Source organism: Pseudomonas sp. GQ91 (assembly GCF_059758795.1).
Genome location: NZ_JCAXED010000004.1, coordinates 274,281 through 289,762, shown reverse-complemented (window position 1 = coordinate 289,762; position 15,482 = coordinate 274,281). Strand labels below are relative to the sequence as shown.

The window sequence follows — 15,482 nt, the reverse complement described above, 5'->3', positions numbered from 1 at the left end:
AGCTTCAACCTGTACCAGTCATTGAGCCACTTGCGGAGGTACTTCATGCCAGTGAAACACGATCTGTATCAGGATTTGGGGTTGAACAAAGACGATGTTCAGCAGCGCAGGATGAGTAACAGCCGTTTGGATGTGCTACTCACTCAATACGATGCCGCCGACAAGGAGGTGGTGGAGGCCGAATCCGCAAGTGCCAACGATGATGATGTGGAAAAACTGAAGAAGAAACGCTTATTGATCAAAGACAAGATCGTCGATCAACTCGGCGCCTGAGTGTCTTCTCCCCTGTAGCCTACCGAGTGAAACGATACGCTGTGACGGCTACGGGGGGAGCCCCCAGTTTTGTTCAGAATTGTCACAAGGACAGCGGCGCTACTGCTGTCTATCATACCCACCGTTCGCCCGACCCTGGGGCACGTCGACTGCGCAAGGATTGCGCAATGGTGTCGGGCGAACTCTTTTCTGCTACGCCAACAGTGTTTTCAAGCAGGTATCGATTGAGCGCTGTTGAGTGTCTGCATACAGCGTCAACTCATCGATTGTCTGGCGTCCCAAGGCGTGTTCAAACTCGGCCTGATTGGCCTTGACGCCATAGTCAGACTGCGCCGTATCTCCCAGGTTCGACTGGAAAATTCCCGCTGCGCTGACGGGCAGAAAATCCTCATATACCAAGGGTTCGAGATCCACGTGGCCGGCCTCGATCAGCCCGTCCAGGTTGCGCGGTCGTTGCCCTTGGGCGGCGCGGCCCGCGTCGGTGACGAAGTAGCGAAAGAACGCCAGCCCTTGTTCGCGCATTGACCGATAATCATCCGGGAATGCCTGGAAATGTTGCGCCATCAACTCGGTATAGCGCCCGGCGTTGGCCTCATTGGGAAAGGCGCCCAACTCATCTCGTGCGGCATTTAACAGTTGGTCGTACAGCGCCCGCCCCTTGGGGGTAAGCGCCACGCCGCGTTGTTCAATCTCCCCGAAACGCGCGCTGTGACTGCCTTGTGCATCGGTAAAGGTAATGACTTCGTCGAGTGCCTTGAAGCTGGTTTGCCGCAGCAGGATCGGGCATTGACGGCGCGGTGGGCCTTCGATCACCGCCTTGGGGGTGATGCCCTTGCCGGGCATCTCGGCTTGCACGCGGTCGATGTCCAGGGTGCGTGGGGTCAGGTGGTTGATGTGCGGACCCCTGAACGCCACGACATCGGCGATCAAGCGGTGCTGGTCGCTCAATTGCTGATACTGCGCAGCGCTGACAGTGGCGGTGTGATGCCAGCGGAAGGTTTCCAGTGCTTGCTGGATAAATTCATCGGCGTCGTGGCTGTCGAGACCGCCGTCGGTTTCTGCCTGTTCGATCAGCGCCATGGCGCGCGGGGTGAAGATCGAGCGCTGGTCCAGAGCGGCCTGGGCGAACGCCCGCAGCTCGAGGTTTTCGATCAGTTCCAGGCGCAGCAGCGAAGTGAAGACGCGAAACGGGCTGCTTTGTAGCGCGTTTTCATGCACGGCGCGAAAGGCGGTGGAATGCACCGGTACGCCGGCGGGCGTCAGGTCGTAATACCCCACCGGTTGCATGCCCATGACCGCAAACAGACGACTGATGGTGGCCAACTCAGAGGCGGTGCCCAAGCGAATGGCGCCGTGGCGCTCCCTGTCCAGGCGTTGGATTTCTCCGCTGCGCTGAAGTTGCCGAGCCAAGTCGGTGTCCGTCGCCAGTACCTGTGCATTGGTTTCGGCCACCAGATCCAGCAGCGCGCCATACAGCGGCACCTCGGCGCGGTACATGTCGGACATGGCTTTGGAGAAGCCTTTGCGAATGTCGTCGGGGCTGACATGGCGAGAGGTCGACATAGAAAAATTCCTGGCTGCACTAATGATGGATTGGGCCGTCAGCCAGATTTTGTTGGGCGTCGCCTTTGGGTGCAAACGAAGATTCCTCTGGACTTCATTCTGCAAATGAATGAGTGAGGCTCGCAGGTTTTTCGACAGCAAAAAAAATCCCGCCTGGGCAGGCGGGATTTGGTTGATCCAGGGTTGCCCTGAATCAGGCCGGGAACAGCTCGCTCAGCTTCATCGCCAGCATCATGTCGCCTTCGGTGCGCAGCTTGCCGCCCATGAAGGCCTGCATGCCGTCGGTTTCACCGCTGACGATGCCCTTCATGGTGTCAGCGTCCATGACCAGCGTGACTTGAGCGTCAGGATTTTCGCCTTCCAGCAGTTCGCAGGTGTTGTTTTTAACAACCAGCGAGAAGTTCTGGGTGTCATCGATACGGAAACCGAACACCAGGTCCAGGCCGTCAGCAGCGGCTGGGTTGAATTTGGCTTTCATTGCTTCTACGGCTTTAGCTACGTCAGTCATGGTTCGATCCTTTTAGGGGTGGTGCCAGTGACCTCGAGGTCACGGTTGGCCGCAACTCATCGAAAAGTGATGAGCTGCGGCGCCTTCAACAGTTGCAGGTGGGTATGACTGTTGAAGGAAGCCAGTGCCACCTCGCGCCCACGGAACTTCAAGTGGTTGAGCGAGGTGTTAACAATTTGCCAGTTCAGTTCGAAGGCCTGGGTGGCAGGCATTCGGGTAATCAGGTGGAGCAGGGCGGTGATGGTGCCGCCGGAGGTAAACACGGCGATCTTGTGGGTGCTGTCGGCCGTCTCGAGCAGGCGTTGCAAGCCGCCCTGGACCCGTTCGACAAAACCCAGCCAGCTTTCCAGCCCCGGAGTGTCATACGTGCCGCTGAGCCAGCGCTCGATGATCAGCGCGAAGATGCGCTGAAATTCGCCACGGTTTTGTGCGGCGTTGCGCAGGATATCCAGGGCTTCGGGCTCGCTGTCGAGCAAGTCCGGAAGCAGCGCGCGGATAATTGCGTCGGCGTCGAATTCGTTGAACGCACTGTCGATTTCCAGTTCGGGAACCGTCAGGCCTTGAGCACTATAGGATTCGAACGCTGCATTGGCCGTGTGTTGCTGGCGACGCAGATCACCCGACACACAGCGGTCGAACGTCAGGCCCAGATCCGCCAGGTGGCTGCCGAGCACTTGCGCCTGCTGCACGCCGATCGGCGACAGCACGTCGTAGTCGTCTGCACCGAAGGAGGCCTGGCCATGTCGAATCAAATAGATGCTGCCCACGTCCGTTCACCCGGTACGTTGAAAGTCTGGCGAGATTATGAGGATGCCGGGAAGCTGTCAATGAAAAAACATACGCTTGTTTTAAAAACTCGTTAGAGGCCCGTTGCCAGGGGTTTCACCGCTGGCTCCCCGACGATGCCGTCGGTATGCTTGGGCGATCCGCGCCTGGCGCACCGCATCTTGAAGGAGTCTTATGGAGTTTTTGGCTGAGTACGCCAGTTTTCTGGCTAAAACCGTCACGTTGGTGGTCGCCATCCTCGTGGTGCTGGTCAGTTTCGCCGCACTGCGCAGCAAAGGTCGCCGCAAGCATGCGGGTCAACTGCAGGTGAGCAAGCTCAACGATTTCTACAAAGACCTGCGTGAGCGCCTGGAGCAGACCTTGCTCGACAAGGATCAACTCAAGGCTTTGCGCAAGACCCAAAGCAAGTCCGAGAAAAAGCAGAAGAAAACCCCCGAGACCAAACCCCGGGTGTTCGTACTGGATTTCGACGGTGATATCAAAGCCTCGGCCACCGAGAGCCTGCGGCATGAAATCACCGCGCTGCTGAGCCTGGCCACGCCCAAGGATGAAGTAGTGCTGCGCCTGGAAAGCGGCGGTGGCATGGTCCACAGCTACGGCCTGGCGTCGTCGCAACTGGCGCGTATCCGCCAGGCGGGTGTGCCGTTGACGGTGTGCATCGACAAGGTCGCGGCCAGCGGCGGCTACATGATGGCGTGCATCGGCGAGAAGATCATCAGTGCACCGTTTGCGATTCTCGGTTCGATCGGGGTGGTGGCGCAATTGCCGAACGTCAACCGGCTGCTGAAAAAGCACGACATCGACTTCGAAGTGCTGACCGCCGGGGAATACAAGCGCACCCTGACGGTGTTTGGCGAAAACACCGAGAAGGGCCGGGAGAAGTTCCAGGAAGACCTGGACATCACTCATCAACTGTTCAAGAACTTTGTGTCACGCTATCGCCCGCAACTGGCGATTGATGACGTCGCTACTGGCGAGGTCTGGCTCGGCGTCGCCGCACTCGACAAACAACTGGTGGACGAGCTGCAAACCAGCGACGAATACCTGGCCAGCAAGGCCAAGACCGCGGAACTGTTCCACCTGCACTATGCCGAGCGTAAAAGCCTGCAAGAGCGGGTGGGCCTGGCGGCCAGCGGCTCGGTGGACCGGCTGTTGTTGAGCTGGTGGAGCCGCCTGACCCAGCAGCGCTTCTGGTAAGCCCGGTCAAGTTCAAGACGGTATTTACGGGGGGCGGCCTGACAGACTTTGCGAGCGTGCCTCCTTTCTGTAGGAGCGAGCTTGCTCGCGAAGGTCGTTAACGATGACGCGGGAAATCTGACACCCCGAGGCGATCTCAGGTTTTTCGCGAGCAAGCTCGCTCCTACAGAAGGCGGCTCTGCTTTTGATCGTGATCTTAGGCGCCCCGTTAAACCACACTGCCTGAGCGCGGTGCCGACTAACGTAAGCGCGGCTGCACCGAATCCGCCAGCCGCGTCAGGATCAAGCAGCACGACACGGCCCCCGCATCCAATACACCCAATGAACGCTCTCCCAGCCGGCTGGCCCGGCCGATTTTCGCCACCAGATCCTTGGTCGAGTCGCGCCCTTGGGAAGCCGCGCTTTTCATCTTTTCCAGCGCCTCATTGAAGGGGGCACCCGAGGCGTGTGCTTGTTCAAAGGCCTCCACCGCCGGAATCAAGGTGTCCATCAGGCACTTGTCGCCCACGCCGGCTTCGGTGATGTCCTGCAACGATGTGAGGCCGCCGCGCAGCAAACGGGCAAAGGTCGCGGCGTCGATATTTTCGCTGGCACGTACTTCGTCGGCCATGCCGATAAACAGGCTGCCGTACAACGGTCCCATGGAGCCACCGATGCCCTCCATCAGGCTCAAGGTCAATTCATCCAGCGCTTCGGCCAGCGTCAGTTGCCGACCTTCAAGGGTGCGGCCGCAATGGGCAAAACCCTTGGCCATATTGATGCCGTGGTCACCGTCGCCAATCGCGCCGTCGACTTCACTGAGGTATTCACGGTTGGCGACAATCACGCTCACCAGATCAGTCACGATGGCGCTGCCGTCTCGGGTAGAGAAATGCTGGCTCATGGGTCAGTCCTCCTGGGTCATGCCGATGGCGCGGCAGGGTTGGTCGATCAGGGTCTTCAGTTCGGCGTCCAGGCCCAGCAGGGTCAGGGTGACGCCCATCATTTCCAGGGAGGTGAAGTAGTTGCCGACATAACAGCGATGAATCTTCAGTCCCTTTGTCTTGAGCTGGCGCTCGACTTCCGCGTAGAAGATGTACAGCTCCATCACCGGCGTCGCTCCCAAGCCTGAAACCAGCACCACCACGCTGTCGTCCTGGCTGAAGTCGCGGTCGGCGAGAATCGGCGCCAGCATGCGCTCGGCCATGGCGGCAGCGGATTCGATGGGGATTACTTCGATTCCCGGTTCGCCGTGGTGGCCGATGCCCAACTCCATCTGGCCGTCCGGGATCTGGAAGTTCGGCTTGCCCACCGCGGCAATGGTGCAGGGTGTGAGGCCGACGCCGATGGAGCGACAATGATCGACGGCTTTCTGGGCCACCCGGATCACTCCGTCCAGGTCGTAGTGCTGTGCGGCGGCGGCCCCCCCGACTTTCCACATGAAGATCTCCCCGGCCACGCCACGACGCTTGGCGATATCGGCCTTGGGTGCCGAAGCCACGTCATCGTTGGCGACCACGGTACGGATCTGCATGTCCTTGCTGGCAGCCATTTTCATCGCCAGCTTCACGTTCATATTGTCGCCGGCATAGTTGCCGTACAGACAGGCCACGCCGGCACCGTGATCGGCGGCGCGGAAGGCGTCGAAAAAACTCTTGGCGGTCGGCGAAGAGAAAATTTCGCCAACGGCTACCGCATCCACCAGGCCGGGCCCGACATAACCGAGGAAGGCCGGTTCATGACCGGATCCGCCGCCGGTCACGATGCCCACCTGGCCCCGACGGGAAGGCTTGGCTTTGCTGATGACCCGTGGATTGGTATCGCTTTGACGCAGCTCGGGGTGTGCGACCAGAATGCCGCGCAGCATGTCCTCGACCACTTGATCCGGATCGTTTATCACTCGATTCATAACGCGGGTTCCTGTGTTCTTGTTTTGAGTGGGGATGTTGGACACATCAAGGTTCGAGGACGACTTTGAGCGACTTGTCCCCGCGTTCCATCACCGCAAACGCCTCCTTGAAATCCGCCAAGGCAAACGTGTGGGTCACCACGTCGCGCATGTCGATCTTGCGCTTGGCGATAAAGTCGATGGCCCTGGGGTACATGTACGGGCCCAGGTGCGAGCCGAGAACATCCAGTTCCTTGCGGTCGCCGATGATGGACCAATCGACAGTGGCTTCGTCGTTGAAGACGCTGAATTCGACAAAACGCCCGAGCTTGCGCAGCATGGCCAAACCCTGGTTCACCGCCTTGTGGTGCCCGGTGGCTTCGATATAAATGTCGCACCCATAACCGTCGGTGATCGCACGGATCTTCGCCAGCACATCGACTTCGGCCGGGTTCCACACTTCGTCGGCGCCCATGCGCAACGCCAGTTCCGCGCGCTCGGGTTTCATGTCGAGGACGATCAGTCGTTTCGGGTTGCGCATGCGTACCGCCCCGATGATCCCAAGCCCGAGGGTGCCGGCCCCAGCAACCACCACCACGTCATCGAAATCGACATTCGCCCGCTCGGCGGCGTGCAGTGAGCAGGCCAGGGGTTCGATCAGGATCGCTTCGTCCGGGGCGATGGCGTCCGGCACCTGATGGATGATGCCTTCCTTGGTGAAGATCATGTATTGGGCCATGGCGCCCTGCACGTTGTTCTGGAAGCCGTAGAGATCGTGTTTCTGGCACATCCAGTACTGGCCATGGTTGCAGAAGCGGCAACCCCAGCAGGGTACGATCTGCTCGGAGATTACCCGATCACCGATCTTCACCCCGCGCTTTTCGGCGCCAGGGCCGAGGGCAACCACGCGGCAGACGAACTCGTGGCCGGGAATCATCGGTGGCTTGACGTAGCGGGGCTGCTCGGCGTCGCCCCAGAACGAGGGCGCGCCACGATAAGTCTTGATATCACCCATGCAAATGCCGCACAGCTCGACTTTGGTGAGGATTTCGTCGGGGCCGGGCGTCGGTACGTCAACGGTTTCCAGGCGATAGTCTTCCGGGCCATGGCAGACCACGGCCTGCATGGTTTTGGGGATGAGCGGATTGAGTTGTTCGGTAGTGCGTTCGGTAGCGCTGGACATGACGGGCCCTCACGACAAAAGGTGAATTACTGAATGCTGTAACCGCCGTCGATCACCACGTTTTCGCCGGTGATCATCTTTGCGGCGTCACTGAGCAGGTACAGCGCCAGTCCGGCAATTTCGTCCGGCTGGGCGAAGCGGCCCGCCGGGATCTGCAACTTGGCGCGTTCGCCTGCCTCGCCGGCCCAGGCTTTTTTACCCAAGGCGGTTTCAACGATGGTGGGGGAGATGGCGTTGACGTTGATGTGCGGCGCCCACTCCATGGCGAGCACTTTGGTCATGCCGACAATCGCCGCCTTGCTCGCGCAGTAGGCGACATGGCGATCCAGGCCGATAACGGCGGCCTGGGAGGCGAGGTTGACGATGCGCCCGCTGCCCTGGGCCAACATATGCCGGGCGCAGGCCTGGGCCACGAAAAAGCTGGCCTTGAGGTTGATATCCAAGGTGGTGTCCCAGGCGTTTTCGCTGACATCGATGGCCTTTTCCAGCACCACCACGCCGGCGCTGTTGACCAGGTAATCCAGGCGTTTGAAGTGATCGAACACGTAGTCGACGCTGCTTTGCAGCTGATCGAGCTGGCGCAGGTCAACGGCGATGCCGATATGTCCGGTGCCGAGGCTGGCCGCGACGTCGACCACGGCGGGATCACGGTCGAGCAGGGCGACACGCGCGCCGCGTTCCGCCAGCAAGCTGGCGCAGGCCAGGCCAATTCCGGCGGCCCCGCCGGTGATCACCGCGCAGCGGCCGGTGAGGTCGAAGGCCTGATTCCAGAATCCAGACATTGGGTTGACTCCCTTTTCAAAAACAGTGGCGACCAAATGTGGGAGCAGGCTTGCTCGCGAAACGGTGTGTCAGATGGCAGATCAGTTGGCTGTTCGACTGCTATCGCGAGCAAGCCCGCACACATTTGGAGTGCATTTACAGGTTGGAACCGTTACTTGCCGCCGATGACCTGTTGATACAGCGCATCCGCATTCGCGTTGGTCACCGGTACCCACGGCAGGATGTAGCTGTTGGCGGTACCGTCAGCCCATTTCACGTCCTTCGCATACCGCTCCCAGATCACCGAGCGAGGCTTGTAGTCCTTGCCGGCCAGTTGGCGCAGGGCGACGTCGAGGGCGCCCTGGGATTGAGCCTGGGCGTCTTGCAGGAAGGTGGTGACTTCATTTTTCTTCGCGGCCTGGATCGCATCCGGCATGCCGTCGATGGAGGTCACCGGGACTTCGGCAGGCGTCAAGCCACGGGATTTCACCGCTTGCAGGGCGCCGAGTGCCATGTCGTCGTTTTGCGCGATGATGCCCGAGATGCCGCCATTGGGGTGAGCATTGAGCCAATCCTCGGTCAGGGACAGGGCTTCGGCGCGGGACCAGTTGGCGGTCTTCATCTCGATGATCTTGATGCCGGGGTGTTTTTTCAGCACTTCCATCTCGCCGCGTTCCCGGTCGATCTGGGCTGACTGGCCGATCGGCCCCTGAATGATCGCAACGTTGCCCTTGCCCTTGAGCTTGTCGACCATGGCCTGCGCCTGGAGGCGACCGCCCTCGACATCATCGTTGCCCACATAGGGCACTTTTGGGTCCGCCAGCTTGGCGTTGGAGGCGATCACCGGAATGTCTTCGGCCATGGCGCGTTTCACGGTGCCGATGCCGGCCTTGGTATCGATGGGCACGAACAGGATCGCGTCGAAGCGCTGGGTGATCATGGTTTCGATCTGGTTGTTCTGGGTCAGCGCGTCGTAATTACCGTCGAACACGGTGATTTGCACGCTGCCGTCCTTGACCGCCGGGTGCTCCTTGAGCTCGCGGACCCAGTTCTGCATGAATTGCCCCTTGAGCCCGTAGACGGCGGCGCCGATCTTGTAAGGCTTGCCTTCGGCGGCCAGGGTGACGCTGCTGGCGAGCAGGGTAAGGGCCGCGACAGCGGCAAAGGATGTAGCGAATTTCATGATGAGAACTCCGTTTATTGTTGTGGTCGTTCAGTTCGTTTCAGAGGAAAAGCGACTAGCGTTTTTTCTTGCGCCACACGTCAATCAACACCGCGAGCACGATGATCAGGCCCTTGGCGACCTGCTGGTAATAAGAGGACACGCCGAGCAGGTTCAGGCCGTTGTTGATGACCCCGATCAGCAGCGCGCCGAACAAGGTGCCGACGATGCTGCCGGTACCACCGGACAGGCTGGTGCCGCCAATCACCACGGCGGCAATCGCATCCAGTTCATAAGACATGCCGGCCTGGGGCAGGGCGGAGGTGGTGCGTGCCGCCAGCACCACGCCCGCGAGGCCGGCCAGCAACCCGGAGACCACGTACACCGAGAACGTCACCTTGCGCACGCCGATCCCGGAGGTGCGGGCGCTCTTCTCGTTGCCGCCTACCGCGTAGATGTAGCGTCCGTACGTGGTGTAGCGCAGCACCATCCAGAAAATCAGCGCGACCACCGCGAAGATGATCACCGGTACGCCAATCGGCCCGAGCTTGCCGATACCCAGCGCGAGATAGGCGTCGGGCAGGTCGGTGACCGGGCTGCCGTCGTTGAGAATGAAGGTCATGCCACGGGCGATGCTGAGCATGCCCAGGGTCGCGACAAACGGTGGGATTGACAGGTTCGCGACCATAAAGCCATTGACCATCCCCAGCATGGCGCCGGCAAACATTCCCGCGCTGACGGCTGCCAGCAAACCGTGGCCTTGAGTGACCACCAGCGCGCTGCACAGGCCGGCGAAGGCCAGGATCGAGCCGACCGAGAGATCGATGCCCTTGGTCAGGATCACATAGGTCATGCCCACGGCGAGGATGCCGTTGATGGAGGTCTGGCGCAGGATGTCCATCCAGTTGCGCCAGGTCATGAAGTACTCGCTGGAAAACGCCATCACCACGCACAGCAGGATAAACACCAGCGGCAGGCCAAAGCGGTCGAGGGACAGGCGCAGACGGCTGCGCGGGGCGGCAGCGACAGGCGAGGTGGGTGGGGTGGCGGTTTTTGGCGTAGACAGGGTTTTGGCATTCATGAGGCAAGACTCAACAAGGCTTCCTGGGAAAGGGCGGTATCGCTGCTGATGGTCACCAGCCTGCCGCCTTTGAATACCGCGATGCGGTCGCTCAGGTGCAGCAGCTCCGGCGCTTCCGACGACACCACGATGGCCGCGCCGCCGGCGCGCACGAATTGGTCCAGCAGGTGGTAGATCTCTTGCTTGGCGCCTTCATCGATGCCGCGGGTAGGTTCATCGCACAGCAGGCAGATCGGTTGGGTCGACAGGCATTTGGCGAGCACGACTTTCTGTTGGTTGCCGCCGCTCATGGAGGCCACTGGCAGGTCCAGCGAGGTGGTTTTGATCTGCAGGCGCTTGACCATGTCCTGGGCCAGCTGGTTTTCCTTGCGGGCATTGATCAGCGACCAACTCGACAGTTGTTTGTAGGCCGACAGTGCGATGTTCGAAAGAATGCTGGCGCTGAGCACCAGGCCGCTTTCCTTGCGGTCTTCGGTGACCAGTGACATGCCGGCGCGGATGCTTGCCTTGGGCTCGCCGATGGGCATTGGCTTGCCTTGCAGCGTCATGCTGCCGGAGTCCGGGGTGGTCAGGCCGTAGACGCAGTTGAGAAATTCGCTGCGCCCCGACCCCATCAAGCCATAAATGCCGAGGATTTCGCCCTGGCGCAGTTGCAGGCTGACGTCCTGGAACTCGCCGGCACGGCTCAGGCCGTTAACATCGAGGCAGTAATCGGTGGTGCATTCTCGACCGACCTTGTGGTCGATGCGCGTCAATTCCTGGCCAACGATGCCGCGTACCAGATGGGCGTGGTCGATATCGGCCATGCGCCCGCTTTCGACGAAGGCGCCGTCACGAAAGATGCTGTAGTCGTCGGCAATCTGCGCCAGTTCGCTGAGGCGATGGGACACATACACGATGCCGGCGCCGCGGGCTGTGAGGCGACGGATGGCCTTGAACAAGGTTTCGGCTTCGCGCTCGCCGATGGCCGAGGTCGGCTCGTCCATGATCATGATCTGACAGTCATGGCTGAACGCCTTGGCGATCTCCACCAGTTGAATCTGCGCCACGCTCAAACGGTGCATGGGGAGGCTGGCGTCGACGTCGAACTCCAGGTTTTCCAGCAGTTCGCGAGTGCGCGAATAGAGTGCCTTGCTGTCGACGATGCAACCGGCGCGGCGCGGCTCGCGGCCCAGCCAGATGTTCTCGGCGACGGTCATGTAGGGGATCGGCTCCAGCTCCTGGGTGATCATCGCAATCCCTGCCGCCAACGCTTCGCTCGGGCGATTGAACTGCACCGGCGTGCCGTTGAGCAGAATGCTGCCAGCATCTCGTTGAGTGATGCCCATCAAGATACTGAGGAAGGTGGATTTGCCTGCGCCGTTGCCACCGCACAGGGCGTGCACGCTGCCGGCTCGCAGCGAGAGGCGGCCGTCGCGCAGGGCGGGGATGCCGGCGTAGGCCTTGGCGACATGTTCAGCCTGGAGCAGTAATGGCGTGGCCATTGGCGTGTCCTCGTGCTGTGAATTCTTATTAGGTCTGCGGTCGTGTGATCATATGTGTATCAAATGAAATTCTGATCAGTCAATCTCTTTCACTTTAAAGTTAAAGGCGCGCTCATTTTCGCAAGCGTGCCCCTGATAAAGGGCTTTGACCGGTGAGTCAGTTAAAACTTGCTTGACAGGGAGCGTTTAATATCTGAGAAATGCCTGAGAATAATTTCAATATGTGATCATATGATCAGTCTGAGTTTTCACTACGGCAGCGGAGCCTAATGCCATGAACACACCTTTCCCGGTAGCTATCGGGTGCGATGAAGCGGGTTATGAACTCAAGGAGCTGTTGAAGCGCCACATCGAGGCCCTGGGTTACCCGGTGACTGACTTCGGTACCCATTCCACGGCGCCGGTGCTTTATCCGGACATTGCGCTGGCGGTGGCTACGGCCATTAATGCCGGGCAGCAGCGTCTGGGCGTGCTGGTGTGTGGTACCGGGATCGGCATGGCGATTTCGGCCAACAAAGTGTTGGGGATTCGCGCGGCCCAGGCCCATGACACCTATTCGGCTGAGCGCGCGCGCAAAAGCAATGATGCGCAGATCCTGTCCATAGGCGCGCGGGTGGTCGGTGCGGAACTGGCCAAAAGCATCGTCACCGCGTTCCTCGCGTCGGAGTTCGAAGTGGCGCGTTCCGGGGCCAAGGTCGAGCGGATCAATGCCATTGAGCGCGATGGGCATCAGTAGTGGACGTGATGGGGCAAGAGTCGGGAGAATGCGCCTTTGACGCCGAAACGGAAGCCCGTGCCCATGAGTGACAGTACCCAGCGCATCGCCAGCGATATCGATCTGATGACCGAAGTGGCGATGCTCTATTACCTTGAGAATGTCACTCAGGAAGCCATTGCCAAGCGCTTTGACCTGTCCCGGGCCAAAGTCAGCCGGCTGCTCAAGCGCGCGCGGGACGAAGGGATCGTCGAGGTGCGGGTGCTGCAACATCCAGCGATGAACAATGAGCTGGAACAGGCGCTGGTCGAGCGTTTCCAGCTGGATCGCGCCTTGATCGCGGTCGATCACAGTGATCCCGATACCCAGCGCTCGGCGGTCGCGAGCCTGGTGGCCAACTACCTGAACAAAACCTTGAGCGACGGCATGATCGTCGCGGTGGGCATGGGGCGCAACGTCGGCGCGGTGGCGGATAACGTGTTTTTGCCGGTGACCCGCAATTGCACGTTTGTGTGCGCTATCGGCGGTTCACTCAAGGCCGGTGAATACATGAATCCCGACCACATCTGCCGACGCCTGGCCCTGCGCTTTGGCGGTGAAAGTGAAAGCTTGTATGCGCCGGCGCTGGTGGCCAACCCGGAGCTGCGCAGTGTGCTGATCAGCAACGATACGGTGCGCTCGACCCTGGACCGCGCGCGCCGCGCGGACCTGGCCTTGATCGGTATTGGCGATATGAGCGAGAACAGCAATATGGTGCGCATGGGCTGGTTCTCGCCTCAGGAAATCGCCCAGGCGCGCCTCTCCGGGACCGTGGGTGACATGATGGGCTACGACTTTATCGACATCCACGGCCAACCCGCGGTCAATGCCATTCAGGGCCGTGTGATCGGATTGACGGTGCAGGAGTTGTTTCGTATTCCGGATGTGGTGGCGATTGCCAGCGAGAACACCAAGGCGGCGGCGACCCTGGGAGCGCTGCGTTCGGGAGTGATCAATACGCTGGCGACCACCGTCACCAACGCCCACACCATCCTGGCGCTGGACGACGCGACTCGTAAAAGCTGAAGGACCGCGGGGGTAATGGAGACAGATCTTGTAATAGTTTTGCGTTGTAAGGGATTTAGCTTTCAGTTGTAGGATTCAAGTCCTTTTGTCATTGCAGGACTTGCATGAACACCCTCTCGGAGCCTCCCAGTCGTCTTTCCCCAAGACCCTCGCTGCCGCTGTTCCCGCTGAAACATCCCGTATTCCGAACGCTGACTTGCCCCGGTCGCCTGACCGCACTTTGCCGTGCCCGGCATTCTGCAAATCAATAAAGAGACAGAGACATTTATATGGAATGGATAGCGGATCCAACGGCCTGGCTCGGCCTGTTGACCTTGATTGTGCTGGAACTGGTGCTGGGCATTGATAACCTGGTGTTTATTGCGATCCTGGCGGACAAACTGCCACCGGAACAGCGCGACCGCGCGCGGTTGATCGGTCTGTCCCTGGCGCTGCTGATGCGCCTGGGCCTGTTGGCGAGTATTTCCTGGTTGGTGACCCTGACCCAACCGTTGTTCGAGGTGTTCGACAAGAGCTTCTCCGGGCGCGACCTGATCATGCTGTTCGGGGGTGTGTTCCTGTTGTTCAAGGCCACCATGGAGTTGCATGAACGCTTGGAAGGGCATGTTTCCCAGCGCTCCGGCAACGCCGGCTACGCACTGTTCTGGCCGATTGTGGCGCAGATCGTGGTGTTGGATGCGGTGTTCTCCCTCGATGCGGTGATTACCGCGGTCGGCATGGTGGACGAGCTGGCAGTGATGATGATCGCGGTGATCATTTCCATCGGCCTGATGATCGTGGCCAGCAAGCCGCTGACCCGCTTCGTCAATGCGCACCCGACGGTGATCATGCTGTGCCTGGGCTTCTTGATGATGATCGGGTTTGCCCTGACCGCCGAAGGCCTGGGTTTCCATATTCCGAAGGGCTACCTGTACGCGGCCATTGGTTTTTCGATCCTGATCGAGGTGTTCAACCAGATCGCCCGGGCCCGACGCAAGAAATCGGCGCAAGGGCTGCGGCCAGTCCGGGAGCGCACCGCTCATGCGGTGATGCGCCTGTTGGGTGGACGCAGCCTGGCGGTGGAAGAGGTCGGCGAAGAGGTTGCCGATCTGTTGGGTGAGGCGGATGGCAATCAAGGACCGCTGTTTGATCGGCGTGAGCGGGTAATGATCAGCGGCGTGTTGCAACTGGCCGAGCGGCCGATCCGCACCCTGATGACGCCGCGCGCCAACGTCGACTCTATCGACCTGGCTGACGATCCCGAGACGATTCGCCTGAAACTGATGCACTCGTCCTATTCGCGCTTGCCATTGATCCGTAATGGCGCGGTGGATGAGCCCTTGGGTTTTGTCCACAAAAAAGAGTTGCTCAAGGAGTACCTGGCGGGCAACGAGCCGAACCTGGAGCACTTGGCGCGCCGGGCGATCAACCTGCTGGAGAGTTTTTCGATTCTCAATGCCCTGGAGCAGATGCGCCAGGAATCCACGCACATTGCTTTCGTGATCAACGAATTCGGCGATTTCATGGGGGTGTTGAGCATGACCGACATTCTTGAGTCGATTGCCGGTGAGTTGCCGGATGCCAGCGAAGTCGAAGGGCCGGATATTGTCGAAGAGCAGGGCGGATTCCGTGCCAATGGCGCGTTGAACCTGAACCTGATTCGGCAGCGCACCGGTTTCAAGGCGGTCGCTACCGAGGACTACCAGACCCTCGCCGGCCTGGTCATGAGCCTGTTGGACCGCTTGCCCGTGGTGGGTGACAGCCTGGAACACGAGGGCTGGCGGCTGACGGTTGCGGCGGTGGAGGAGCGCCGGGTCACCCAGGTGCTGCTGGTGCCGGTGGCCGCTGCCTGAGTCA

General features: G+C 60.2%; 15 protein-coding genes. 5 read left to right on the top strand and 10 right to left on the bottom strand.

What is annotated here, in order from left to right; translation table 11 throughout:
* Positions 1-45 precede the first annotated feature (45 nt).
* Positions 46-273: a DUF465 domain-containing protein gene (locus tag AC6CIA_RS08225; protein WP_498311434.1), complete on the top strand. Its 228-nt coding sequence runs from the start codon at positions 46-48 to the stop codon at positions 271-273.
* A gap of 192 nt (positions 274-465) precedes the next feature.
* On the opposite strand, the gene hglS is transcribed toward AC6CIA_RS08225, so the two are convergent.
* The 3 genes from hglS to AC6CIA_RS08210 all read right to left on the bottom strand — a co-directional run bounded on the left by hglS (position 466) and on the right by AC6CIA_RS08210 (position 3,111).
* Positions 466-1,836 carry a 2-oxoadipate dioxygenase/decarboxylase HglS gene (gene hglS, locus AC6CIA_RS08220; protein ID WP_498311433.1) on the bottom strand — a complete coding sequence of 457 codons (1,371 nt, stop codon included), beginning with the start codon at positions 1,834-1,836 and terminating at the stop codon, positions 466-468.
* Between the two features lie 193 nt (positions 1,837-2,029).
* Positions 2,030-2,344, bottom strand: a complete 315-nt coding sequence (locus AC6CIA_RS08215) for an SCP2 sterol-binding domain-containing protein (protein WP_084380048.1) — start codon at positions 2,342-2,344, stop codon at positions 2,030-2,032.
* 56 nt (positions 2,345-2,400) lie between these two features.
* The gene (locus AC6CIA_RS08210; protein WP_339532325.1) at positions 2,401-3,111 is read right to left on the bottom strand and encodes a histidine phosphatase family protein; all 711 of its coding nucleotides are present in this window, start codon (positions 3,109-3,111) and stop codon (positions 2,401-2,403) included.
* A 193-nt stretch (positions 3,112-3,304) separates the two neighbouring features.
* Between AC6CIA_RS08210 and sohB the strand changes: the two genes are divergently transcribed.
* Positions 3,305-4,327 (top strand): protease SohB, encoded by a 1,023-nt coding sequence (gene sohB / locus AC6CIA_RS08205; RefSeq protein ID WP_498311432.1) that lies wholly within the window; start codon positions 3,305-3,307, stop codon positions 4,325-4,327.
* A 238-nt stretch (positions 4,328-4,565) separates the two neighbouring features.
* On the opposite strand, the gene dhaL is transcribed toward sohB, so the two are convergent.
* The 7 genes from dhaL to AC6CIA_RS08170 all read right to left on the bottom strand — a co-directional run bounded on the left by dhaL (position 4,566) and on the right by AC6CIA_RS08170 (position 11,866).
* On the bottom strand, positions 4,566-5,210 hold the full coding sequence (dhaL, locus tag AC6CIA_RS08200; RefSeq protein ID WP_498311431.1) for a dihydroxyacetone kinase subunit DhaL: 645 nt from the start codon (positions 5,208-5,210) through the stop codon (positions 4,566-4,568).
* Positions 5,211-5,213: 3 nt separating this feature from the next.
* Positions 5,214-6,215: a dihydroxyacetone kinase subunit DhaK gene (locus tag AC6CIA_RS08195; RefSeq protein ID WP_498311430.1), complete on the bottom strand. Its 1,002-nt coding sequence runs from the start codon at positions 6,213-6,215 to the stop codon at positions 5,214-5,216.
* Positions 6,216-6,261: 46 nt separating this feature from the next.
* A complete protein-coding gene (locus AC6CIA_RS08190) occupies positions 6,262-7,377 on the bottom strand; it encodes an MDR/zinc-dependent alcohol dehydrogenase-like family protein (protein WP_498311429.1) in 1,116 nt (371 codons plus the stop codon).
* A 26-nt stretch (positions 7,378-7,403) separates the two neighbouring features.
* On the bottom strand, positions 7,404-8,159 hold the full coding sequence (locus AC6CIA_RS08185; protein WP_498311428.1) for an SDR family oxidoreductase: 756 nt from the start codon (positions 8,157-8,159) through the stop codon (positions 7,404-7,406).
* 152 nt (positions 8,160-8,311) lie between these two features.
* Entirely contained in the window at positions 8,312-9,322 is a 1,011-nt protein-coding gene (locus AC6CIA_RS08180) for a substrate-binding domain-containing protein (protein ID WP_339532319.1), read from the bottom strand.
* A 55-nt stretch (positions 9,323-9,377) separates the two neighbouring features.
* Positions 9,378-10,382 (bottom strand): ABC transporter permease, encoded by a 1,005-nt coding sequence (locus tag AC6CIA_RS08175; protein ID WP_084378826.1) that lies wholly within the window; start codon positions 10,380-10,382, stop codon positions 9,378-9,380.
* On the bottom strand, positions 10,379-11,866 hold the full coding sequence (locus AC6CIA_RS08170) for a sugar ABC transporter ATP-binding protein (RefSeq protein WP_498311427.1): 1,488 nt from the start codon (positions 11,864-11,866) through the stop codon (positions 10,379-10,381). Before AC6CIA_RS08170 ends, AC6CIA_RS08175 begins: the two co-directional genes overlap by 4 nt.
* A 274-nt stretch (positions 11,867-12,140) precedes the next feature.
* On the opposite strand from AC6CIA_RS08170, the gene rpiB reads away from it, so the two are divergent.
* The 3 genes from rpiB to AC6CIA_RS08155 all read left to right on the top strand — a co-directional run bounded on the left by rpiB (position 12,141) and on the right by AC6CIA_RS08155 (position 15,478).
* Complete coding sequence (gene rpiB / locus AC6CIA_RS08165; RefSeq protein ID WP_084378824.1) at positions 12,141-12,602, top strand: ribose 5-phosphate isomerase B; 462 nt, start codon at positions 12,141-12,143, stop codon at positions 12,600-12,602.
* 63 nt (positions 12,603-12,665) lie between these two features.
* Entirely contained in the window at positions 12,666-13,646 is a 981-nt protein-coding gene (locus AC6CIA_RS08160; protein ID WP_084378823.1) for a sugar-binding transcriptional regulator, read from the top strand.
* A gap of 269 nt (positions 13,647-13,915) precedes the next feature.
* Positions 13,916-15,478, top strand: a complete 1,563-nt coding sequence (locus tag AC6CIA_RS08155; RefSeq protein ID WP_498311426.1) for a TerC family protein — start codon at positions 13,916-13,918, stop codon at positions 15,476-15,478.
* Positions 15,479-15,482: the final 4 nt, after the last annotated feature.